This is a genomic window from Marinobacter sp. Hex_13 (genome assembly GCF_001566815.1).
GTDB lineage: Bacteria > Pseudomonadota > Gammaproteobacteria > Pseudomonadales > Oleiphilaceae > Marinobacter > Marinobacter salarius.
The window spans coordinates 13,578-35,816 of record NZ_LSMM01000039.1; the positions used below are offsets into that span (position 1 = coordinate 13,578).

Here is a 22,239-nt window from a genome sequence, read left to right on the forward strand (position 1 = left end):
CATCAGGGGACGTCAAAAACAAGGATGTTTTTGTCGAGCGTACACGGACGTATTAACAGCGTGCCCCTGATGTCCCTGTCTCTTCACGGTCTCCTCCGTAGTCAGCCGTCCTGTCGGGAGAAACTCTTTACCCCGTCTTCGGTACCCAGCAACAACAAGTCCGCAGGACGCCGAGCAAACAGGCCATTGGTCACAATGCCCACAATGTTGTTCAACTGCTCTTCCACCTGAAGCGGGCGGGAAATATCCAGATTGTGGATGTCCAGGATGATATTGCCGTTGTCGGTGGTGAAACCCTCGCGATAAACCGGGTCGCCGCCGAGCTTGACGATTTCGCGGCCAACGTGGCTGCGAGCCATGGGTACCACCTCCACCGGAAGCGGAAACGCGCCCAGAATATCCACCTTCTTGGACCCATCGGCAATGCAGATAAACGTCTTGGCCACCGCCGCTACGATCTTCTCACGGGTCAGGGCGCCGCCGCCCCCCTTGATCAACTCCAGGCGTTCATTGGTCTCATCGGCACCATCGATATAGAACTCCAGGGGGCCGGCACTGTTGAGGTCGTAAACCGGAATACCATGGCTCTTCAGGCGCTCAGCCGTGGCGTCGGAACTGGCGACGGCGCCATCGAAATCGGTGCGGATATCCGCCAGCAGATCGATGAAACAGTTGGCCGTACTGCCGGTACCCACGCCGATAACGCTCTCCTGATCCAGGTGCGGCCTGATATGGTCCAGTGCGGCCTTGGCGACGGCTTTCTTCAGTTCGTCCTGATTCATCGATCGACTCCGGTTTTGCAGGAAAGTGTGGTTAAAGTCGCCATTATAGCCCTTCTGTGGGGCGAGCTTATAGACGGAACCCCGGCAAAGTTTCTACACTGTCCGTTTTCCCAACGACAATCCAACTCCGGACGGACCCATGCCGCAACGCTACATAAAGAAAATCCTCGATGCTCGTGTTTACGACGTGGCCATCGAGACTCCGCTGACCGAGGCCCGTAGCCTCTCAAAGCGCTTTGGCAACAACATTCTGCTCAAGCGCGAAGACCTTCAGCCGGTGTTTTCTTTCAAGATTCGTGGCGCCTACAACCGGATTGCGCAGCTCTCTGAAGAGCAGAAAGCCAAGGGCGTGATTTGTGCCTCTGCTGGCAACCATGCCCAGGGCGTGGCCCTGGCTTCCAAGAACCTGGGTATCAAGGCGGTCATCGTCATGCCTCAGACCACGCCAGAGATCAAAGTGCGGTCTGTGCGTGATCACGGCGCCAAAGTGGTTCTCAAGGGCGACGCTTTTGACGAGGCCGCAGCTCATGCTCAGGAGCTGATCGCGAAGCACGGCTACACCTACATCCCGCCTTATGATGACCCGGACGTCATCGCCGGGCAGGGCACTGTGGCCATGGAAATCATGTGGCAGTTCAGCAAACCCATCCATGCCATCTTTATCTGCGTTGGCGGCGGCGGACTGATTGCTGGTATGGCGGCCTACATCAAGTACCTGCGCCCGGAAATCAAGGTGATCGGCGTTGAACCCGAGGACTCCAACTGCCTGCAGGCGGCCATGAAGGCTGGCAAGCGGGTGGTACTGGACGAAGTGGGCATCTTCGCGGATGGCGTGGCCGTCAAGCAGATCGGCAAATACCCCTGGGAGATCTGCAAGGATCACGTAGACGAGGTGATCACCGTCTCCACCGACGAAATCTGCGCCGCCATCAAGGATGTCTTCGAAGACACCCGCTCCATCGCCGAACCGGCCGGTGCGCTCGGCGTGGCTGGTATCAAGAAGTACATCGAGCGCGAACAGATCGAGAATGAAAACCTGGTGGCCACCCTCAGTGGGGCCAACATGAACTTCGATCGTTTGCGCTATATCTCGGAGCGCACGGAAATCGGTGAAAAGCGCGAGGCCATCCTGGCGGTGACCATCCCGGAGAAACCGGGGGCCTTCAAGACGTTCATCAACGCCCTGCACAAGCGCAGCATCACCGAGTTCAATTACCGCTACGCCGATGCCACCAATGCGACCATCTTCGTGGGCATCCAGATTGCGGCGGGCGGCCATGGCCGTGAAGATCTTATCCAGGATCTGCGGGAAACCGGATATTCCGTCATAGACCTGACTGAGAGCGATCTGGCGAAGCAGCACATTCGCCATATGGTGGGTGGTCATGCGCCAACCATCACCAACGAGAAAGTTTTCCAGTTCGAGTTCCCGGAGCGCCCGGGTGCCTTGCTGAAGTTCCTGATGTCCTTGGGCACGCGCTGGAACATCTCCATGTTCCATTACCGCAACCACGGTGCGGCCTACAGCCGTGTTCTGCTGGGCGCCCAGGTGGAAGACGACGAAGTGAAAGACTTCGAGAAGATGCTCGACAAGGTTGGCTTCCGCTACGAAAACATGACTGACAATGAGGCTTATCAGCTGTTTTTGGGAGCCGGGAACAATAAGTCTGGGTAACGCGGATTAGGATTGGGTACGGCTGGCCTTCCAAAACTGTGCGGAGCCATGGATGGCGGAGCTCAAGCGCCACATGGATGTGCTTGAGCGTGTTTTGGAAGGCCAGCCGCACCCAATCCGGACGGTGAACTCCTGCTCTAGAAAGTCTTACAAAACTTTAATCTGTGAAAAATTGTAAAACACGGGATAGGTGTTAGTCTTTCGTCTAATTCTTGAAAACAAGAATAGTCAACTGATTTAGATCGATTTTACTATTTAAAATACCGGAGAATCCCCTCATGGGCCGCAAGCCTGACATTATCCGGACGGTCGTGCTGATTTTCGCCGTTGGCCTTGTTATTACTGGCTTCACATCACTTCAGGCCTCTGATGATGAGCCTACGGCCTCCGATAGCGAAGCCTTTACAGTGTCCGCCGTTCGAGACTAAACCTTACCGAAAGCTCTTTGATCTCATTCGGTAACGCTCTCTGTCAGTCACCACACTGTGCAGAGGGATATCCCAGGGTTCGAGCGGTAACTCCGATACTTTCTGACAGTCATGGGCCAGCCCGATCAGCTTGGGGGCCAGTCGTGGCCGGATTCGCGTGAACGCAAAGGTGCGATCATAGAAGCCGCCACCCATGCCCAGCCGGCCACCGAAACCATCAAATCCCACCAGCGGAAACAGCACTGCATCCAGCGCCCATGGTGGCCGCTCCAGCCCCTTGTGGAAGGGTGGTTCCGGAATGCCAAAGCGGTTGGCTGTCAGCTCGGTGCCATCGGTAAAAGGGCTGAAAACCAGCCTGCCGCGGTGCACCGGATGCAGCACCGGCAAATAGAAGTGAATGCCTCGCCTGCGGGCAACATGAACGTACACCTGGGGATCAATTTCACCGTCGTTGGGCAGGTATACGGCAACGTGGCGGGCCCTGAAAAGGTCAGGATGTTTCAACAGGTTCAGCGCAAGCTGGTCAGCGGCAATCTGTTGTTCTTCCACAGACAGCGAGCGGCGCTTCTTCCGAAGGGCCTTGCGAAGATTGCTTCGGGATTGCGAGTCAGGGTGCTCTTCAAAGGGCTGGGGTGAGACAACGTTGGTCAACATAGAGCTTTTTCTACCATCGGGCTGCCCCCGTTGTACAGAAAAATGTCGCCTGTCACCGGTCTCTGGTTATGTCGGTGTGGCGAGCCGATAGGCTATCATTGGCCCTTCAAACTTTTCGTTCAACAGCAGGTCGACCCATGAACCATGATGCATTAACGAGTGTCCTCGAATCAGACGGCGAAGAACGATACGACTATTTCCTGAGCCAGGTCGGGGAGGAGCGTGAAATCTGGATTCTGGTGAATGCGGAGAATCGCTTCCTCAAGATCGTGTCTGAAGATGGCGATGTGGAGTACCTGCCGGTATGGCCCAGTGAGGCATTCGCGGTGGAGTATGGTAAGGGTTCCGACGATCTCACGCCTAAGCGTATTCCGTTGCCGGATTTTTTCAGGAAATGGGTGCCGGGTTTGACGAAAGATGGTCTGGACGTCGGAGTGCTGCCTGGCCTGGATGAAACCCTTTGGATAACCGAGCCGGAAGAGCTGAAACGCGACCTGCAGGATGAATTGTCGAGTTTCTGAGGATCCTGGTTGAAAGTAAAGCTTCCCGGGCTGCCGTTATCGGATGTGGCCCTTGAACCCAAAGTTCAAGGTCGGTGGCCGCTGTGACATATTAGGCTTTCCCCGTATGGGGACGTGCTCACAATGCCCTGAAGTAGCCACCTGGGTAGTGCGCATCGGCTCGAGGACGAATCCGACCAGCGAACAGCCCAGGAAGTTAATTTCATTATACGGGCATTGCCGGGGCTGATTGCAACACCTGAATCGGATTCCTGTGTAAGGACTAGTTACCGGTGCCTTCACCCAGTGCGGTATCGAGCTTTTCGTCCATGGCGTTGAGAATTGAACTGGCGGTGTCCGACATGGTGTCCCGCTCAAGCATCTCATTGGTGATGTTGAGTGCCGCCATCACGGCGATACGTTCGGTACCGAATACCTTGCCGCTGGCCCGTATTTCCCGCATTTTGGTGTCCAGGTGCCTGGCGGAGCGGAGAAGGGCTTCCTGCTCTTCCTGGGGGCAGGCGACCAGGTATTCCTTGTCGAGAATCTTGACTTCGACGGTTGTCGGCTGCTGTGGCATCAGTGGTGCTCCAGGGCCCGGAGGCGGCCTATCATGGCTTCAATCTTGTTTTTGGCAAGATCATTCTTGTGCATGAGCTGCGCTCGCTCACGGTTCCAGTCGTCCTGCAGCTCGCGCAGCATCGCGTTGTCACGTTCCAGTTTGCGACAGTGTTCGATCAATCTGTCGAGTTTGTCCGCCAATGCCTGTAGTTCGGACTGTTCCATGAGTCGTCCAACGCCTGTATCAAAGAAGTGAACTAACTATAAGTGTGGACTGCAAGCTGGTCAATTTACAGGGATGTCATGGCCCGCGTTGCGTGATGTCCGTCACTCTGGGGCCACGTGTCCCAGCCCCTGTTTTCGGCTGCCTCGCCAGGCCTGGAGTGCTGGAATCAGTCCCACGAGCAACGCTGCAAGAGGGACGCTGGCGAGGATCGACCATTCCGTTGCATTCAGCGGCCGCAAGCCTACCTGAGCGCCCCATGTATCCAGTAGCCAGGGGCTAAGAGCCGCGATGCCGGCCGCTCCGGCCAGGATCGCGAGCCCGCAGGCCGCAATGGCCAGCAGAATGCATTCGATCACGTGCAATGCCGCGATGAGGGCGGGCGAAGCCCCGGTAGCCCTGAGAATCGCCACTTCCTGCCGCCGCTGCGCTTGCAGAGTCAGCAACACGGCCACGAGCCCGACCAGGCTGGTGACCACGACAAAGCCGGTGATGCCCAGCAAGGCTTTTTCGAACTGACCCATGATTCGCCAGAGTTCGCTGAGCGCCACCCCCGGGAGAATCGCCGACAACGGTTCGAGCTGCGATTCGTTGATCTGGCGCTGAACCTGAAAAGTCAGCACTTTCCGGTCGATGCCCACGAATGCCGCGGTAATCGCGTCCGGTGTGAGGTCCCTCTGCCTGGCCTGTTCGGGCGTGACGGTTCGCCCGGGGATGGCAACACCGGATTCCCAGCCAATATGGATGGCTTCGAGGCCCTCCAGGCTGACGTAAACTGCCTGGTCCACCGGTGTGCCAGTGGGAGCGAGGATGCCAGTGACCGTAAACGGAGTGTCCTTGTGGTTGGAGAAGCTGGTCTTGCCGCCGCCATGGGACAGGACAACCCTGTCGCCAGTCTGGTGAGCGTGCTTGCGGGCTACTTCGGCCCCCAACACCACGTCGAAGACATCGGCGAACCATTCTCCCTCGGCCAATGCGGGTTTCTGGTCCCGACCGTAGCGGAAATGTTCCGGGAACTGCTCGCTGGTGCCGACAACCCGGTGCCCGCGATAACTGTCACCCAGGGATATGGGCACCAGCCAGCCGATGCGCTCATCCTCCTGCAGTTTCTCGTAGGTACTCCAGCGGATGTTGTTGGTGGCGTCACCGATGTGAAAGACCGTGTACAGCAGCAGGTTCAGCTGACCGCTGCGAGCGCCCACGATCAGGTCGGTGCCGGAGATGGTGCTGGTAAAGGACTGCTTCACTTCGGTGCGAAGGTACTGAACGCCCAGAAGCAGGGTGATGCTGAGCGTCAGGGTCAGGGTTACCAGCGCCAGTACCCTGCGCCGATACCAGAGGCTTGCCATGGCCAGAGACAGTGCCAGCCGCAGGTTCATGGGGTCACCTCCAGGGCCAGTTGGTGGTTAAAGCGTTGGGCCAGGCTCTTGTCGTGACTGACAAAGACAACGGATGAGTGTTTTTCCGCCGCCAGCCCCAGCAACAACTCGATAAAGCGGTCCCGGTTGTCGCTGTCCAGGGCCGAGGTGGGCTCGTCGGCGAGGATCAGTTCCGGGGCGCCGGTCAGTGCCCGGGCGGCGGCTACTCGCTGTTGTTGCCCGACGCTGAGGGTGGTAACACGCCGGTGCCAATGGCTCTGGGGGATGCCCAGGGCAGTCAGCAGGGATTTCGCTTCTGCCTCCGGCGAAGACAAGGCCCGCGCTCGGCGTTTCCGTGAAAGCTTGCAGGGCAGTGTGACATTGTCCAGCGTGCTCAGGTAGGGCACCAGGTTGAACTGCTGGAAGATAACGCCCATGTGGTCGGCCCTGAATCGGTCGCGTTGGCCGCTGGTCAGGCCTGCCAGGTCTGTGCCCAGTAATTCCAGGCGACCGGTGTCCGGCACGATCAGGCCTCCCATCAGGCTCAGGAGTGTGCTCTTGCCGCTACCGCTGGGGCCTCGCAGGAAAAGGTGTTCACCGCTGTTCAGTGTTACGTCAGGATAGCGAATGCCCGGCTGGGTCCGGTCCCAGCGAAAAGTGAGTTCGCTGATGCGGAGGGTTTGCCGTGGGGTTACGGAACTCTCTGAGGTTACGGAACTATCTTTGTGCAAGTCTGTCTTGCCGGTCATGTCAGGCATTGGTCATCCGGTGTATGATCCCTGAATCGTTACAGGAGACGTCAGTTTTATGTCAGAACCTCTGGAATCCCGCTCGCGGCAACGCTCTCTGTTTGCCATCCTGTGTATGGTGGCGCTGGTCGCGGCCTTCAGTCTTTCAGCCGCCGTTAGCGCAAAAGACGCCTCGCAAGAGATCGACTGGCTGGAATTGATGCCAGAGGAGGATCTCAACCTACTCGAGAATATGCCAGAAGTCTCCCACGAGGGTGACGGCCCTGCCACATTGCCGGACGAGATCATGACAGGCCGCGTGGTGCCTGAAATGGATGGCCGGTCGGGCCGGATTCCGGGTTTCGTCGTGCCGCTGAAAACCACACAGGATATGCGCATTCTGGAGTTTTTCCTGGTGCCATACTATGGCGCCTGCATACACGTGCCGCCACCTCCTCCAAACCAGATCATCCATGTGAAGTACAAGAAGGGCTTCAAGCTGGAAGCACTCTACGATCCGGTGTGGATTGAGGGCACCCTGAAGATCGAGAAGACCGAGAACGACATTGCTTCGTCCTCCTACTCCATCGTGGCGGAGAACGTCTCACCCTACGAGGAGTAATGTCTCTGCAGGGCGTTCATAGGTCAGTTGTTGACAGTAAATGCCCGGTTTGAGGGTGTCAGCCGGGCACTACCCTGGCCAGAGGGGCTGACCCATTCGACGGTGAGCTCCTCCATGCCCTCGAACCTCTCCATCAGTGCCGATGTGAATTCCTGATCGGCGTCGATGCGGTTGCATTCCAGTTGCTGGGATACGTCGTATTCCCGATGAGTGGCTTCCCCATGATGTTCTTCGTCATGATGTCCTTCGTCGTGATGTTCGGCCTTGTGATGATCGTGCTTGTCGTGGCCGTGATGAGTCTCCCCACCATGGTTTTCGTCTTCCCCGCCGAGTTCCACGGCTGCGGCTGTCACGCGGCAGTCGGCCGCTGCGGTGTTGACCAGCGGCGTGGTTTCCAGCCAGCGGGTAATGTCCGCCAACCGGCTTTTTTCCGCCTCTGTGCGGGCGCCATGCTCGAACCCGGCGAGGTTGTAGGCCGGGGAATTGAGCATCAGGTCAATACGGTTTTCTTCCACCGCCATCTGCAATCGGGCATGGCCGTGCTCGTGGGCGCCGGGATTGTCGGCGGCCAGCGCCATCGGTGCCAGGCTGCAGGCGGCGACCATACATCCAAGTGTATGCAGCGAGCGTGGACGGTTGGGGGGTAAGCGTTTAGCGGACATGGCAGGCGGCTCTCCTTGAAATTGATATGTTATAACATAATTTACTCTTTCCCGCTCCGGAATCAAGAGGGCAAGTGTCTTAAATGCGCCTGAATGCTAGGATAGGGCCTTCACTCATTCATACAGGACCGTCCCGTTTCATGTCCGAAACCGACACCTCCAACGCCCGCGCCGTCGCCTTTGAGCGCTGGGCGAATATGTTCACCGCTCACAAGGCTTTCAGTCATCCATCAGAGCTCCATGGCGTGCTTTGTGGCCGGCTCGCTGCCGGCGCTCGTATCAATGAAGAAGAATGGCTGGCCATGGTGTGTGAGCACATGGGCCTGCCCCAGACTGCGACCGACGAATCGGACGAATTGCGGGAATTTATGGCCTCGGCCTATAGCCAGACGCTCGAGTTGCTCAAGGCCACCGATATGAGTTTTCAGCCCTTGCTGCCGGACGATGATTACGCCATCGAGCAGCGACTGGAAGCACTCACCTCTTGGGTGCGTGGGTTCCTCGAGGGCATGGCGCTGTCCGCTGGTCAGGCACTGGGTGAGGCGCCGGACGAGATTCGCGAACTCATTGAAGATCTGGTGGCGATCAGTCAGGTGGCCGATGATGACGAGCCGGACGATGAAAGCGAACAACAATTGATGGAAATCGTCGAATATGTACGGCTGGGGGCGCTAGCGGTGTTTACTGAGTTCAATCCGCCGGAAAAGCCGTCACCCAATACCCCGACTTTGCACTGAACAACGCTGATACCCGTGGGAGACTTCATGGCTTCACTGATACCCGTCAAGGAATTCAACGATCGCCGGCACCGGCTGATGGAAAGAATGGCGCCGGATAGCATTGCCATACTGCCAGCCGCCCCTGAACGGGTGCGCAACCGGGATGTCCTGCATCCGTTTCGCCAGGACAGTGACTTCCATTACCTGACGGGGTTTGGTGAGCCGGAAGCGGTCCTGGTTCTGATTCCCGGCCGGGAGCATGGAGAGTCCGTACTTTTCTGTAAGGAACGAAACCCGGAAAAGGAGCTTTGGGATGGCTTCCTGGCAGGCCCCGAGGGTGCCATCGAGACCTTCGGCCTGGACGATGCCTTTCCCATTGCCGATATTGACGACATCCTGCCCGGCATGATCGAAGGCCGCAGCCGGGTGTATTACCCACTGGGCAAAGATCATAATTTTGATGCCAAGGTGATGGACTGGGTCAAACTGATCCGCAGCAAGGTGCGTTCGGGGGCCCATCCGCCCGGCGAGTTCGTAGCCTTGGAACACTTGCTCCACGACCTGCGCCTGTACAAGAGCGCGGCGGAAATCAAGGTGATGGCAAGGGCCGGCGAGATCAGTTGTGAGGCCCACAAGCGGGCGATGAAGAGGGCCGGCAAAGGGGTCTTTGAATATGCCCTGGAAGCCGAACTGATCCACACGTTTATGGAAAACGGTGCCCGCTCCACGGCCTATCCGTCGATTGTGGGGGGCGGCCAGAACGCCTGTATCCTCCACTACATTGAAAACAGCGCCCCGTTGAACGATGGCGACCTGGTGCTTATCGATGCAGGCTGTGAACTGGAATGCTATGCCTCCGATATTACCCGTACCTTCCCGGTCAGCGGAAGGTTCAGCGATGAGCAGCGGGCCCTGTATGAAGTGGTGCTGGCGGCCCAGTACGCGGCCATTGAGGAAGTTCGTCCCGGGAATCACTGGGACCATCCCCACCAGGCCGCACTGAAAGTACTTACCCAGGGCTTGATCGATCTTGGCCTGCTCAAGGATACGACGGTAGAGCAGGCCATCGAGGAACAGGCATTCAAGCCGTTCTTCATGCACCGTACCGGCCATTGGCTTGGCCTGGATGTGCATGATGTTGGGGACTACAAGGTGGGCGATGCGTGGCGCGAACTGGAGCCGGGCATGGCACTGACCGTGGAGCCCGGGCTATATGTGGCGCCGGACAACACCAGCGTGGATGCGAAATGGCGTGGTATCGGCATTCGCATCGAGGATGACGTGGTGGTGACGAAAGAGGGCTGTCGGGTACTCACCGAGGCGGTCCCCAAGACCATTCCCGAGATTGAAGCGCTGATGGCCGACTGACCGTGAACCAGCACGATACCGATATCATCATCGCCGGTGGTGGGCTGGCAGGAGCCACCCTGGCATTGGCGCTGGCGAGAACCTTGCCGCAACTGCGGGTGACCGTGGTAGAGGCGTTTCCGTTGTCTCCGGACGCCCTGCCTGACAGTTACCAGCCCAGCTACGATGCCCGCTCCACGGCGCTGGCCTGGGGCTCAAGATTGATCTTTGAAGAACTGGGCCTGTGGCAACGGCTTTCCGAGCATGCCACGCCCATTCGCCATATTCATGTATCGGATCGTGGGCATTTCGGGGCCACGCGCTTGAACGCCGCCGAGCACCAACAGGAGGCTCTGGGCTATGTCGCGGACAACCGCTGGATGGGGCTGTGCCTGATGCGGGAACTTCTGCAGACCCATGTGGTCTGGGAAGCACCGGCGGAAGTGACAGCCATGCAGCCGCTATCGGAGGGTGTTCGCGTTACCCTGGGCGCCGACACGGGAAATCGGGAACTGACCGCGCAGTGCCTGATAGTGGCTGACGGCGGCCGTTCCGGCCTGCGTGAAACACTGGGCTTCCGGGTCAATGAACAGGCGTATGATCAGCATGCCCTGATCGCCAATGTCTCCACCTCCCATAGTCATGAGTTTACCGCGTTTGAACGTTTCACCGATGCTGGCCCCATGGCGTTGTTGCCTCACGGCTCGCCAGCTCGCGCCGGCACAAACGCCGCCCTGGTATGGACGTTGAGCAGTAAGGCTCTTGATGAACTGCTGTCATTGGGCGATGACGATAAGTGCCAGCGACTGCAGCATCGTTTTGGCTGGCGCCTGGGGCGTTTTACCCGCATCGGGGAATGCAGCCACTACCCGCTGACCCTGAAAACCGTGGATGAGGCGGTTCGCCCCGGTGTGGTGTTGGTAGGCAATGCGGCGCACACCCTTCATCCGGTTGCCGGTCAGGGCTTCAACCTGGCCTTGAGAGGCCTGATGGCTCTGGTGGAACAGTTCCGTGTGGCTGTCGAGCAGCAGCAACCCCTGGGCAGCCTTGGCGTGCTTAACGCTTATCAGGCTCGTCATCGTCGGGACTGGCAACAGACTGCGCGGTTTTCCGACTCACTGATCCAGCTTTTCGGTAATCATCTACCCCTGGTGGCCACCGCCCGCGACGCCGGCCTGATGGGGCTGGATCTGCTACCCGGCGCCAAGCGCTGGTTTGCCCGCCAGGCTATGGGCCTGGGTGGGCGCCGGGCCGAGCTTCGTACTCCTGACAACGTTTTCTCGGAACGCAATGACCATGAGTGAGCAACCGCAATTCGATATCCTGGTGGTTGGCGGCGGCATGGTGGGCTCGGCCCTGGCGCTGGGTTTGTCTCGGCAGGGCTGGAACGTCGGGCTGGTGGAAGGTGCCGACCGAAAGGCCTTGATGCAGGACCCCGAAGAAGCGCTATCTGTGGAAGATTTCGACCCCCGCGTGAGCGCCATTTCGGTCGCCAGCCAACGCCTGCTGGAACAGTTGGGGGTATGGCCGGACATAACCGCTGGTCGTCACTGTCCCTACCAGACGATGACGGTGTGGGACGGCGATGGCACCGGCCGCATCCAGTTCGAGGCGGCAGAACTTCGCGCCCCGGCGCTGGGCACGATCATTGAGAACCGTCGAATTGTGCGGGCACTGTTTGATGCTCTGGCTGACAGCGCTGTGACCCTGATTGACGGGGTCAGGGTGAGTGGCTGGTGGCAGGACGGGCACACGCGAGGCATCCGCCTGGAAGACGGCCAGACCTTCGGCGCCAGGCTTGTAGTGGCGGCGGACGGTGCCCACTCCCGATTGCGCCAGTGGGTGGGGCTACCGACCCGCGAGTGGGATTACGGCCAGCAGGCCATCGTATGCACCGTTCGAACGGCCCAGAGCCACCGTTATACGGCCTGGCAACGGTTCTCGCCCACAGGGCCTCTGGCTTTCCTGCCACTGTTGTCAGAGTCCGGCGATGAGCATTTTTGTTCTATTGTATGGTCCCAGGATACCGAAGAGGCTCGGCGTCTGATGGGGCTGGATGACCATGCCTTCAAAGCGGAACTGGAACGAGCGATAGAGCGTGAACTGGGCGCAGTGGATCTGGTCTCGCGTCGCTACGCGTTTCCTTTGCGTCAACGCCATGCCAAGGAATACATCGCTCCTGGCTTTGCGCTGGTGGGAGATGCTGCCCATACCATTCATCCCCTGGCCGGCCAGGGGGCGAATCTGGGTTATGGGGATGTTCGTGCGTTGCTGGATGAACTTGCCAGTGCCCGGAGCAAAGGCATTGATCCAGACAACGAGCTTGTTCTGGCTCGCTACCAGCGCCGTCGCAAGGGTGAGAACCTCGCGATGATGGCGGCCATGGAAGGTTTCAAGCAACTGTTTGGCCGCGATGAGTTGACCCTGCGTTGGCTCCGCAACACCGGCATGCGCTGGCTGAACCAGCTTGGGCCGATCAAGAATCGTATTGCCGCCGAGGCCATGGGGCTGGATGCCTGAGTATGGTTTGCAGGGCGCACTATAAACATCGTTGAACCAAAAGGAATTCGTTATGGCTGCCAGCAGTCTCCTCGTATTGATTGATGACATCGCCACGGTTCTGGACGATGTGGCGTTGATGACCAAGGCGGCCACCAAGAAAACCGCCGGCGTGCTGGGGGATGACCTTGCGCTTAATGCCCAACAGGTGACCGGAGTGAAACCTGCGCGGGAACTGCCGGTGGTCTGGGCGGTGGCGAAGGGCTCGATGCTCAACAAGGCCATCCTGGTTCCGGGCGCTCTCGCCATCAGCTTCTTCGTGCCCTGGTTGGTGATTCCCCTGCTGATGCTGGGTGGCGCCTTTCTCTGCTTTGAGGGGTTTGAAAAAATCGCTCACCGGTTCCTCCACAGGCAGGAAGATGAACAGCACAAAGAAGAACTTCGCAACGCCCTCAAAAATCCCGAGGTCGATCTGAAAGCGGTTGAGCAAGACAAGATCAAAGGGGCGATTCGCACAGACTTTATCCTGTCGGCCGAAATCATAGCGATCACCCTGGGAACGGTCAGTAGTCAGAGCATCGGAATGCAGTTCATGGTGCTGACGGTCGTCGCCGTAATGATCACCATCGGTGTCTATGGCCTGGTGGCCGGCATTGTGAAACTGGACGATGGCGGTCTGTACCTCAGCCAGAAAGAAAGTCCATTCGCCAGGCGGGTTGGGGAAGGCATCCTCTGGTTTGCTCCCTGGATGATGAAAGCCTTGTCAGTGCTGGGCACCATCGCCATGTTCCTGGTGGGTGGCGGCATTCTCACCCATGGACTGCCACCGGTGTATGAGGCCATTCATCACTTTGTCGAAGGTTTTGGTAGTGTCGCCCAGGCCGTTATTCCGGTGCTTGCGGACGGCCTTTTCGGCGTTGTAGCGGGGGCTTTTCTGGTAGCGGTGATCACACCACTGACAAAACTCTGGAAGGCGCGTTCGGCCTGAGCTAAACGCAGGCGTCGAACAGGCGGCTGACCAGCACAGGTACGGCGGTCTCCACCCGGAGGATACGGTTGCCAAGGTGTACCGCTTCGCAGCCCGCCTCGGTCAGCTTGTCGACTTCATACGGTATGAACCCGCCTTCCGGGCCAACGCACAGGGTGGCGGGTTCGTTGATGTGTGCCGGGCAGGGCGTGCTGGTGCCGGGGTGGGCCACCAGAGCACGGGTATTTCTCAGCAGGGCCGGCAATTCATCTTCCACGAACGGCTTGAACAGCTTGCGGACGTGCAGCCGGGGCAGGTGGGTGTCCCGCGCCTGCTCCAGGCCGAGTACCATGTTTTCCCGCAGATTGTCGTCCGACAGCCACGGCGTTTGCCAGAAGCTTTTTTCCACCTTGTAGGCATTGATCAGCCAGATATCCTTGACGCCAAGGGTTGCGCAGGTCTGCAGTACACGGCGGAACATCTTTGGCCGTGGCATGGCCAGGATCAGCGTCAAGGGCAGTGGGGCTGGCGGTGGTGTGGTTAATTCCACCTGGAGTACGGCCTCGGTATCGTTAAGCCTGACCACGCGACCCGTGCCAATATCGCCGTCCACCAGGCCCACAGGTACCAGGTCGCCTTCCGCAACCTTCAGCACTGAATGCAGGTGTGCCAGCCGGCGGCCCGTGAGCACGGCTGTGTCCGTTGCCACGAAATCATCCTGAAACAGTAGCGCCAGGTTCATTCGTTGGAGGCGTCCATTGCATCAGGGGCTTCCACCTCGCGCCTGGCGAGCCGACCAAACAGAATGCCGAGTTCAAACAACAGCCACATGGGCACCGCCAGCAGGGTCTGGGAGATGATGTCCGGTGGGGTCAGCAACATGCCGATTACGAAGCAGCCCACCACGATGTACGGGCGCTTCGCAGCGAGGTCTTCGGGCGTGGTGGCGCCAGTGAGAATCAGCAGTATGGTGGCGATGGGAATTTCGAAGGCAACCCCGAAAGCGAAGAACATCTTCAGTACGAAATTGAGGTAGCTGCTGATATCCGGCAACTCAACAATGCCTTCCGGGCCGATGGCGGTGAAGAATCCGAACACCAGCGGGAACACCACGTAATAGGCAAAGGCCGCCCCCAGATAAAACAGGACGACCGACGTAAACAGTAAGGGGAACGCCAGTTTCTTCTCATGGGCATACAGGCCCGGCGCAATAAAACTCCAGAGCTGGTAGAGGATCACCGGAATGGCCACGAACACGGCTAGCACCAGGGCCAGTTTCAATGGCGCGAAGAACGGGGAGGTGATGTCCGTTGCGATCATGGTCTGGCCGACTGGCAGCAGGTCCCGCAAGGGTTGCGATATCAGCAGGTAGAGTTCATTGGCAAACGGGTAGATGGCGGCAAAACAGATGATCACCGCCAACACCATTTTCAGCAGGCGGTTGCGCAGCTCCAGCAAATGCTCGATCAGTGGCATTTCCGGCTGTGCATCTTCGGGACGTTGGGCGTTTTTGCCGTCGGGCTGGGTGGTCATGAACGGTTATCCGGCGTGCTTTCCTGTTGTTTCGGGGTGCCATCGGCCGAATGGTCGTGCGTGCTGTCATCCTCTCGTGGCGGATCATCAGGGGCCAGAGAGGCATGTCCGGAACCGTTGGCTGAGGTAGGGTCTTCCTCAGGGTCCATTACGGGCTCTTCGGGTTCGGCAATCCGACGGGTCGCAGGTGCGGGCCGGTGTTTGGGCTTATCGTCGTCGGACAGAACCATGTGTTCGTATTTCTTGGCCTCGTCCAGGGCGCCGCGCACCGACTTCTGGACATCTTCCAGACCGACGTCGCCGGCTTTGCGCAGTTCTTCGCGAAGCTCTTCCGCCTTGAGCTGACGGTCGAGTTCCGAGGAGAATTGGCTCACCATGCGGCGGGCACCACCAATCCAGCGCCCGGCTGCCCGGGCCGCTGTAGGCAGCCGTTCGGGGCCGAGAACCAGTAATGCAATGACGCCGCAGATCAGCAGCTCGACAAAGCCGATATCAAACATTCAGCCCGTCTCAGCTGTGGGACTTGTCCCGTGGCTTTTCTTCGGCGCGGGCTTCATGAGCTTTCGCGTCGGCATCGTCTGCAATGGCGTCCGGGTCATCGTCCTTCTTGTCGTCTTCGTTCATGGATTTTTTGAACCCACGAATGGCACCGCCGAGATCCCCGCCGATGTTGCGGAGCTTTTTGGTTCCGAACAACAGGATAACAATGCCAAGTACGATTAGGAGTTGCCAGATACTGATGCCCATGCCGGGACCCTCGTCTTAAGGTTTCTGTTACGGTTGATTGTACGCCACTTCGGGGGGCTTCCGGAAACCCTCTTCAGGGTTGCCCGGATCACTGTTCCCGGGAGGCTTTTTCTTCAAGGCCAGACAGGTCAAATCGGCTGGCGAGCTCGTCGATGACGTCCTTGGGGCCAAGGCCAAGCCGGGACAGCATCACCATGCTGTGAAACCAGAGGTCGGCGGTTTCATAAACCACGTCCCGGGTTTCACCGGAGTGCTCCGCGTCCTTGGCGGCCAACAACGTCTCGGTGCACTCTTCCCCTACCTTTTCCAGGATCTTGTTGAGCCCCTTCTGGTGCAGGCTGGCGACATAGGAGGTTTCCGGATCGGCCTCCTTGCGGGCTTCCAGCACCTGGGCCAATTGCTCAAGAATGTCACTCATGGTTGCTACCTCCCTGTTTGTCACCGTAAATAGCGCCGGGATCCCGCAGAACCGGATCCACGCTCGTCCATTGCCCGCCTTCCAGTTTGCGATAGAAGCAGCTTCGTCGCCCGGTGTGGCAGGCGATACCGCCTTTCTGCTCAACCTTCAGAAGAATCACGTCTTCATCGCAGTCCAGCCGGATTTCCGAGATCACCTGTTGGTGCCCGGAGGTTTCCCCTTTGCGCCACAATTTGCCGCGGGAACGGGACCAATATACGGCCTGGCCTTCTTCAGCGGTCAGCCGGAGCGACTCTGCGTTCATCCAGGCCATCATCAGGATGTCGCCGGTAGCGGCGTCCTGAGCAATGGCAGGTACCAGCCCATCCGCATTCCAGCGGATTTCCTCTAACCAGTCAGGCGTCCCGACTCTAGCGTTTGAATCTTGCATTTAGATGACTTCCGTCAGTTTTTCCGTTCATGGCCTACAACCAGCCAGGCCGCCACGGCCAGTAGAGCCCAACCATGAACGGGCATGGTCTGTGCGAGGGTGGCAAGGTCGTGGTCGAGGCTCAGCCAGGCCACCCCCGCCAGGGCTGCAGCGGCCAGCCCCCGTCGCCAGCGCCGGTCGGCCCGGGCCCGGTTTTCACGAATAAGTTCCAGTGTAGCGCGACTGGGGTGGTCGTTGGAGCCCGTGTTGCGTAACTGCACCAGCGCGTCGTGTACCAGCTGTGGCATTTCCGGCGACTGCTCCAGCCAGGCGGGCAAATGGGACTGCAGGGATTTGATCAGGCCGGACGGGCCGATGCGTTTGCGCATCCAGGCTTCCAGGAAGGGTTGAGCAGTGCTCCAGAGGTCCAGATCCGGATAAAGCTGACGCCCCAGGCCTTCCACATTCAGCAGGGTTTTCTGCAGCAGTACCAGTTGCGGTTGCACTTCCATGTTGAAGCGCCGCGCCGTCTGGAACAGCCGTAGCAGGAAGTGGCCAAAGGAGATGTCTTTCAGTGGCTTCTCGAAAATCGGCTCGCAAACGGTGCGGATAGCGGCCTCGAATTCGTTGACCCGGGTGTCCGGTGGCACCCAGCCGGACTGGATATGCAACTCGGCGACCTGGCGGTAATCGCGGCGGAAAAACGCCAGCAAATTGCGGGCAAGATAGCTTTGGTCATCCGGTGCAAGAGTGCCAACGATGCCGAAATCGATGGCGATGTACTTCGGGTCCGCGGGGTTGCTGACATCCACGAAAATATTGCCGGGGTGCATGTCGGCGTGGAAGAAACTGTCCCGAAAAACCTGGGTGAAGAAGATCTCCACCCCTTTCTCTGCCAGTACCTTCAGATTGACGCCGGCTTCACGAAGCGCCGGAACGTCGGCAATGGGGATGCCGTGGATGCGCTCCATGACCAGAACGGACTTGCGTGTGTAGTCCCAGTCGATGGAGGGGATATAAATCAGCGATGAGTTCTCGAAATTACGGCGCAGCTGACTGGCGTTGGCGGCTTCGCGTTGCTGGTCGAGTTCGTCATGGATGGTGGAATCGTAGTCCGCCACCACTTCCACCGGGTGCAGCCGACGGCCTTCGGACCAGTAGCGTTCCAGCAGACCGGCCATCATGTACATCAATGCCAGGTCCTGGCGGATGACTCGTTCAATGTCGGGGCGGATGACCTTGACCACGACTTCCCGGCCGTCGAGAAGCGTGGCGGCATGCACCTGGGCGACGGAGGCAGAGGCCATGGGCTCGCGGGAAAACTCCGCAAACAGTTCCGACACCGGCGCACCGAGGGATTTTTCGATAATGCCCTGGGCGACGTCGCCAGGAAAAGGCGGTACCCGGTCCTGCAGGTTTTTGAGGGAAAGCGCCATGTCGTCGGGTAGCAAGTCCCGTCGCGTCGACAGGATCTGGCCGAATTTGACGAATACCGGCCCCAGCTCTTCAAACGCGAGGCGTAGGCGGTCCCCCCGGTCCAGCTTGGGTTTCGGAAACAGGTGCCAGGGGGCCAACAGGAAAAACACTTTCAGGGGGACAGGCAGTTCCGCCAGCGGTAGAAAGGTGTCCAGCCGGTAGCGGCAGAAGACCCAGGCAATGCGGAACAGGCGTTGCAGGCGCGTCACGGCGTCTCCGTTTGGTCTTGTTGTCTGGGATGCTCCAGCCGCGTGACCCTGGCTTCCAGGCGTTCGGTCTGCAGGTTCAGCCGGTCGATATCGGTAAACGTGGCTTCCAGCTCCCGGCGCCCGGGCAGGCTTCGGCTTTCTTCATGAATATATTCTTCAACATTGGCGTTCAGGGACGCAAACGCCTGTCGGCTCCAGCGAACAGCCCCGCGAACGCGCTGGCCGATAAAATGCGCCGGCACATCACCAATATACCCGGCCATGGCAGCTTCCCAGTCGGGGTCGAGTTGGTCGATGGCGCGCTGGAACTGGTGCGCCAGGGCGGTATCGCCAGTCACGTGAATGCGGCCTTCGCTGAAAACTCCGTCATCGCCGGTGGCCAGGGCGGCGAACGCCATGGGGCGGCCGGACAGGATCAAAGCGGGAGCTTCCGAGGGCTGGCTGGCAACCTGAATGCGATCTCCCGCCTGTTGCAGCGTCAGCGTGAGGCCGAGCCCGTCCAGCGAAAACTGTACCGGCCCCGTGAGCGCTGACATCAGCGCCTGCTTGCCAGCGGGGTCCAGCGCCAGCGCTCGGTTGAGCGCGCTCTCAATGATAGAGGTGGCGGCAGACAGCAGGGTTGGGCCGGGAAACATCAGGGCTTGATTCCCACATGCAGGGCGACCACGCCACCGGTCATGTTGTAGTACTTGCAATTCACCAGGCCGGCCTCTTCCATCATCGCCTTGAGCGTATCCTGGTCCGGATGCATGCGGATGGACTCGGCCAGGTATTGATAGCTGTTGGAGTCGCCGGCAATCAACTGGCCCATCAGCGGCAGCGCGTTGAATGAATACACGTCATAGGCTTTGCTGAGCAGCGGATTCTTCGGTTTGGAAAACTCCAGTACCATTACCTTGCCACCAGGTTTCAGCACCCGCGTCATGTCCCGCAGGGCCTGGTCCTTGTCGGTAACGTTGCGCAGGCCAAAGGCAATGCTCACAGCGTTGAAGCTGTTGTCCGGGAAGGGGAGGTGTTCGGCATCCGCCTGCACGTATTCGATGTTGCCGGCGTAGCCTCGGTCCATCAGCCGGCCCCGGCCAACCTGAAGCATGGACGCATTGATGTCGGCCAGCACAACCTTGCCGGTTGGGCCGACCAGGTCCGAGAACTTCATGGTCAGGTCGCCGGTACCCCCGGCAATATCCAGCACCTGGTGCCCCTTGCGGACGCCGGAAAGCTCAATGGTAAAACGCTTCCAGAGGCGGTGGATTCCCATGGACATGAGGTCGTTCATCAGGTCGTACTTGCCGGCCACGGAATGGAACACGTCAGCGACCTGACCCGCTTTCTGGCTTTTCGGCACGTTGCGAAAGCCAAAATGGGTAACGTCGTCTTTAGGTGTTTCCGCCTGCGGCTGGTCGGTAGACGGTTGTTGCTCGCTCATGGGCATGTCCTGTCAGAATCTGAACCCCGTATTCTAACGCTTGCGGGGGTGGCTACAAGTTTAATGCCGCCTTACACTATAAATCGCGCCCGAAATCCTGGAGATATCCGTTTCATGTCAACAATTGATGTACGCCGCACTCATTCCCTCGACAAAGAGCACGCCCGCCAGGCGGCGGAAACCCTGGCTGAGGATCTGTCAAAGCAGTTTGATGTGAACTATCAGTGGGAAGGGGATCATCTCAAGTTCAAACGCAGCGGCGTGAAAGGCCAGTTGGAAATCACCGATAGCAATCTCCATGTTCACCTGGAACTGGGCATGATGCTGCGGCCGTTCAAATCGCGTATTGAGCAGGAAATCCACTCCCAGCTTGATCAGATTCTGAAGGCCTGAGTTCCCCCTATTTCGTTAAAGGTCACTCGGTAGCTCAAACGGTTTCGGGTGGCCGTCCAGGATGTTCTTCATGACCCGCTTCTCTCGCGTGACCAGCCGGTCAATCAGTAGGTCTACATTGTCCATTTTACGGAACGCGGAATAGCCCCGGTGCAGGAAACTGTGCAGATCGCTGAGGCCCGCCATCTCGGCCGGTGCCCGGCTCATTGAAAGCAGCCAGCCAAGGGTGCGGTTGCGGACATAGCGGTCGAGCTGGTGCCCCACCTCAGCCACCAGGGTAATCTGCCGTTCCCGTTGTTCCAGTTGCTGGCTGCTGCGAAAGATCTGGCAGTAGGCGTCGCTGGAAAGTTCGCTGGGAGAAAGGCCGCTCGAATGGCAGAGTTCGGCCAGCTCCAGGTCCAGCCGTTGGGTAATCAGGTTCAACTCCACCAGCCCGGCGAAGGTGTCCAGCAGGTTGTCCGGGAGCCACTTCACCATCTTCGGGAATACGCGGTCGATGTTGTCGTCGCGTTGGGTCATGCCGGCGGGGGCGTAGAGGTCCGTCAGCAGGAATTCCAGGCCGGTGTGGTAGCCGGGGTGTTGGTAGAGGTCCGCGTGGGTGGCCTTCAGGCGCTCCGCCTGCCAGTCCGCTATCCGGAAGGTGTGTTCCAGCAGGGAGTGGGTGGCTTTGTACTGGCGGAAGTCGTGGTAGTCCAGCAGCAATTGCTGCAACCGTCGCGCGCTGTCGGAATGGGTTGGGGTAGCGACTAGGCGCTCACGATACATGGGTGTGTGGCTCCACTGGACCTGCAACAGAAACGCGCCAGTTTAGCGGAGCCGGGGCTCGAGTGCAGCTGTGCTAACCCTGGGCCGTCGCCGGCAGGCTCTCAAATCCCGGCACCCATTCCTTGCTGTCGAGTGTAATAAAGTGGCTGGGAGCCTCGGTTTCGACAATCCGCATGGTGGTCGGGCTTTGGCGTGCACTGGCCAACATGGCCTGTCGGTCCAGTATTCGGTCCACAGCCGGTATCAGGAAGGTGCCGTAACGAACCTTGCTGTACACGCTGGTGTCTGTCCTCTCCATCCAGGCCATCAGGTTCTCTATGTTGCGAACAATGGTCAGGTGGTCCTTGGTGGCGGAAAACAGTTTGCCCAGCAGCTGCTTCTTGCGTGGGTTCATTTTGCCGAAGAAGGTTTGACCATAGGCGGATGAGGGAGCGCTGTTTATCAGGCGAATCAGCCAGGGCCACATGCCATGGCTCACCGGCTCCAGTACCGCCGTTACCAGGGCAGAAAGACGCCCCTGGGGCAGAACGGGTGCTTCCAGCACCAATTCCACGTTTTCATACAGTTCCGGCCATTGATTGATGGCCTCAAGGATGACGGCGCCGCCGCGAGAATGGCCATGTACGCGGATGTTGTCGGTGCTGGGCAGGTTCGCCAGGGCCTGGTTGAGAATACAGGCGTCGTACTCGATAGTGCCGTCGAGGTGTTTGATAGGCACTTCCCAGTCCGGTGCTTCGGGCGTTACGCCGTTTACGGGAATGTGATAGTTGCTGCAGGTCAGCAGGATCAGTTCGGTGGTTGGTGCTTCGTAGGCCTGGGTGAAGTAGCAGTGATTTTCCAGAAAACCGTGGACGCCAATAACGGTCTGTTCGGCCTCGCCGCTGTGATTGCGGACGGACACGGCGCCTGTGCCGACGCGGAAGACTCGCCCTGAGAACATCTCCGAGTATGCGCTATCGATCGGTTTTATCAGTTTTCGTACATGGCTCGCTTTCATGACTGCTCTCCTTCAGCACCTGATGCCTGCCTTTTATTGGTCTTTATGGGCGCTGGTACATTCAGTTGTACCGATTTCTGCCACCGCAGGTATTGGCACTGATTACTGTTTTTACGCTCAGTCAGGGCCAATAGACGTTTG

The 22,239-nt window shown here is 58.8% G+C and carries 28 protein-coding genes and 1 other RNA gene; 10 read left to right on the forward strand and 19 right to left on the reverse strand.

Annotated features, from left to right (window positions below; all coding sequences use genetic code 11):
- Positions 1–101 precede the first annotated feature (101 nt).
- Positions 102–782 (reverse strand): ribose-5-phosphate isomerase RpiA, encoded by a 681-nt coding sequence (rpiA, locus tag AXW11_RS10410; protein ID WP_036210524.1) that lies wholly within the window; start codon positions 780–782, stop codon positions 102–104.
- Between the two features lie 139 nt (positions 783–921).
- Here rpiA and ilvA point away from each other — a divergent pair, with 139 nt between their 5' ends.
- The gene (gene ilvA / locus AXW11_RS10415; protein WP_091642731.1) at positions 922–2,457 is read left to right on the forward strand and encodes a threonine ammonia-lyase, biosynthetic; all 1,536 of its coding nucleotides are present in this window, start codon (positions 922–924) and stop codon (positions 2,455–2,457) included.
- A gap of 278 nt (positions 2,458–2,735) precedes the next feature.
- Complete coding sequence (locus AXW11_RS10420) at positions 2,736–2,885, forward strand: hypothetical protein (RefSeq protein WP_164732102.1); 150 nt, start codon at positions 2,736–2,738, stop codon at positions 2,883–2,885.
- 3 nt (positions 2,886–2,888) lie between these two features.
- Here AXW11_RS10420 and AXW11_RS10425 read toward each other — a convergent pair whose 3' ends face one another.
- Complete coding sequence (locus tag AXW11_RS10425) at positions 2,889–3,539, reverse strand: 5-formyltetrahydrofolate cyclo-ligase (RefSeq protein WP_041332551.1); 651 nt, start codon at positions 3,537–3,539, stop codon at positions 2,889–2,891.
- Between the two features lie 137 nt (positions 3,540–3,676).
- On the opposite strand from AXW11_RS10425, the gene AXW11_RS10430 reads away from it, so the two are divergent.
- Positions 3,677–4,060: a DUF2750 domain-containing protein gene (locus AXW11_RS10430; RefSeq protein ID WP_041332552.1), complete on the forward strand. Its 384-nt coding sequence runs from the start codon at positions 3,677–3,679 to the stop codon at positions 4,058–4,060.
- Positions 4,061–4,078: 18 nt separating this feature from the next.
- Here the strand turns inward: AXW11_RS10430 and ssrS are convergent.
- The 5 genes from ssrS to AXW11_RS10455 form a co-directional block, all read right to left on the reverse strand.
- Positions 4,079–4,258, reverse strand: a non-coding RNA gene (gene ssrS / locus AXW11_RS10435) — 6S RNA.
- Between the two features lie 64 nt (positions 4,259–4,322).
- Positions 4,323–4,619, reverse strand: a complete 297-nt coding sequence (locus AXW11_RS10440) for a cell division protein ZapA (protein ID WP_007153201.1) — start codon at positions 4,617–4,619, stop codon at positions 4,323–4,325.
- Entirely contained in the window at positions 4,619–4,825 is a 207-nt protein-coding gene (locus tag AXW11_RS10445) for a TIGR02449 family protein (RefSeq protein ID WP_007153200.1), read from the reverse strand. The genes AXW11_RS10440 and AXW11_RS10445 overlap by 1 nt, the downstream gene beginning before the upstream one ends.
- Positions 4,826–4,927: 102 nt before the next feature.
- Positions 4,928–6,202 carry an ABC transporter permease gene (locus AXW11_RS10450; RefSeq protein ID WP_041332553.1) on the reverse strand — a complete coding sequence of 425 codons (1,275 nt, stop codon included), beginning with the start codon at positions 6,200–6,202 and terminating at the stop codon, positions 4,928–4,930.
- Entirely contained in the window at positions 6,199–6,939 is a 741-nt protein-coding gene (locus tag AXW11_RS10455) for an ABC transporter ATP-binding protein (RefSeq protein WP_081899319.1), read from the reverse strand. Before AXW11_RS10455 ends, AXW11_RS10450 begins: the two co-directional genes overlap by 4 nt.
- A 49-nt stretch (positions 6,940–6,988) precedes the next feature.
- Here AXW11_RS10455 and AXW11_RS10460 point away from each other — a divergent pair, with 49 nt between their 5' ends.
- Entirely contained in the window at positions 6,989–7,531 is a 543-nt protein-coding gene (locus AXW11_RS10460; protein ID WP_091642733.1) for a DUF3299 domain-containing protein, read from the forward strand.
- 23 nt (positions 7,532–7,554) lie between these two features.
- Here the strand turns inward: AXW11_RS10460 and AXW11_RS10465 are convergent, their stop codons facing one another.
- The gene (locus AXW11_RS10465) at positions 7,555–8,193 is read right to left on the reverse strand and encodes a DUF2796 domain-containing protein (RefSeq protein WP_258955202.1); all 639 of its coding nucleotides are present in this window, start codon (positions 8,191–8,193) and stop codon (positions 7,555–7,557) included.
- Positions 8,194–8,333: 140 nt separating this feature from the next.
- On the opposite strand from AXW11_RS10465, the gene AXW11_RS10470 reads away from it, so the two are divergent.
- The 5 genes from AXW11_RS10470 to AXW11_RS10490 are packed head-to-tail and all read left to right on the forward strand — an operon-like array spanning position 8,334 to position 13,746.
- Complete coding sequence (locus AXW11_RS10470; protein ID WP_041332555.1) at positions 8,334–8,930, forward strand: UPF0149 family protein; 597 nt, start codon at positions 8,334–8,336, stop codon at positions 8,928–8,930.
- Between the two features lie 27 nt (positions 8,931–8,957).
- A complete protein-coding gene (gene pepP, locus AXW11_RS10475; RefSeq protein WP_036210505.1) occupies positions 8,958–10,280 on the forward strand; it encodes a Xaa-Pro aminopeptidase in 1,323 nt (440 codons plus the stop codon).
- Positions 10,281–10,282: 2 nt separating this feature from the next.
- Complete coding sequence (gene ubiH, locus AXW11_RS10480) at positions 10,283–11,563, forward strand: 2-octaprenyl-6-methoxyphenyl hydroxylase (RefSeq protein WP_091642734.1); 1,281 nt, start codon at positions 10,283–10,285, stop codon at positions 11,561–11,563.
- Positions 11,556–12,779, forward strand: a complete 1,224-nt coding sequence (locus AXW11_RS10485) for a UbiH/UbiF/VisC/COQ6 family ubiquinone biosynthesis hydroxylase (protein WP_091642849.1) — start codon at positions 11,556–11,558, stop codon at positions 12,777–12,779. Before ubiH ends, AXW11_RS10485 begins: the two co-directional genes overlap by 8 nt.
- Positions 12,780–12,831: 52 nt before the next feature.
- Positions 12,832–13,746, forward strand: a complete 915-nt coding sequence (locus AXW11_RS10490) for a DUF808 domain-containing protein (RefSeq protein WP_091642737.1) — start codon at positions 12,832–12,834, stop codon at positions 13,744–13,746.
- 1 nt (position 13,747) lies between these two features.
- On the opposite strand, the gene AXW11_RS10495 is transcribed toward AXW11_RS10490, so the two are convergent.
- The 9 genes from AXW11_RS10495 to ubiE form a co-directional block, all read right to left on the reverse strand.
- Entirely contained in the window at positions 13,748–14,467 is a 720-nt protein-coding gene (locus AXW11_RS10495) for a 16S rRNA (uracil(1498)-N(3))-methyltransferase (protein WP_036210496.1), read from the reverse strand.
- Complete coding sequence (tatC, locus tag AXW11_RS10500; RefSeq protein ID WP_041332556.1) at positions 14,464–15,258, reverse strand: twin-arginine translocase subunit TatC; 795 nt, start codon at positions 15,256–15,258, stop codon at positions 14,464–14,466. Before tatC ends, AXW11_RS10495 begins: the two co-directional genes overlap by 4 nt.
- Complete coding sequence (tatB, locus tag AXW11_RS10505; RefSeq protein ID WP_041332557.1) at positions 15,255–15,758, reverse strand: Sec-independent protein translocase protein TatB; 504 nt, start codon at positions 15,756–15,758, stop codon at positions 15,255–15,257. The genes tatC and tatB overlap by 4 nt, the downstream gene beginning before the upstream one ends.
- A 10-nt stretch (positions 15,759–15,768) precedes the next feature.
- Positions 15,769–16,005, reverse strand: coding sequence for a twin-arginine translocase TatA/TatE family subunit (gene tatA / locus AXW11_RS10510; RefSeq protein ID WP_007153187.1), 237 nt, complete (start codon positions 16,003–16,005; stop codon positions 15,769–15,771).
- Positions 16,006–16,093: 88 nt separating this feature from the next.
- Entirely contained in the window at positions 16,094–16,423 is a 330-nt protein-coding gene (locus AXW11_RS10515) for a phosphoribosyl-ATP diphosphatase (protein WP_041332558.1), read from the reverse strand.
- Positions 16,416–16,853, reverse strand: coding sequence for a phosphoribosyl-AMP cyclohydrolase (hisI, locus tag AXW11_RS10520; RefSeq protein ID WP_041332559.1), 438 nt, complete (start codon positions 16,851–16,853; stop codon positions 16,416–16,418). Before hisI ends, AXW11_RS10515 begins: the two co-directional genes overlap by 8 nt.
- A 14-nt stretch (positions 16,854–16,867) precedes the next feature.
- Positions 16,868–18,517, reverse strand: coding sequence for a ubiquinone biosynthesis regulatory protein kinase UbiB (gene ubiB / locus AXW11_RS10525; RefSeq protein WP_091642738.1), 1,650 nt, complete (start codon positions 18,515–18,517; stop codon positions 16,868–16,870).
- Complete coding sequence (locus AXW11_RS10530; RefSeq protein WP_041335193.1) at positions 18,514–19,152, reverse strand: ubiquinone biosynthesis accessory factor UbiJ; 639 nt, start codon at positions 19,150–19,152, stop codon at positions 18,514–18,516. Before AXW11_RS10530 ends, ubiB begins: the two co-directional genes overlap by 4 nt.
- The gene (gene ubiE, locus AXW11_RS10535; RefSeq protein ID WP_041335196.1) at positions 19,152–19,943 is read right to left on the reverse strand and encodes a bifunctional demethylmenaquinone methyltransferase/2-methoxy-6-polyprenyl-1,4-benzoquinol methylase UbiE; all 792 of its coding nucleotides are present in this window, start codon (positions 19,941–19,943) and stop codon (positions 19,152–19,154) included. The genes AXW11_RS10530 and ubiE overlap by 1 nt, the downstream gene beginning before the upstream one ends.
- A gap of 114 nt (positions 19,944–20,057) precedes the next feature.
- On the opposite strand from ubiE, the gene AXW11_RS10540 reads away from it, so the two are divergent.
- A complete protein-coding gene (locus AXW11_RS10540; protein ID WP_007153181.1) occupies positions 20,058–20,336 on the forward strand; it encodes a polyhydroxyalkanoic acid system family protein in 279 nt (92 codons plus the stop codon).
- A 15-nt stretch (positions 20,337–20,351) separates the two neighbouring features.
- On the opposite strand, the gene AXW11_RS10545 is transcribed toward AXW11_RS10540, so the two are convergent.
- Complete coding sequence (locus AXW11_RS10545; RefSeq protein WP_085678905.1) at positions 20,352–21,101, reverse strand: DUF8198 family protein; 750 nt, start codon at positions 21,099–21,101, stop codon at positions 20,352–20,354.
- Between the two features lie 73 nt (positions 21,102–21,174).
- Positions 21,175–22,098, reverse strand: a complete 924-nt coding sequence (locus AXW11_RS10550) for a hypothetical protein (protein WP_041335201.1) — start codon at positions 22,096–22,098, stop codon at positions 21,175–21,177.
- Positions 22,099–22,239 lie beyond the last annotated feature (141 nt).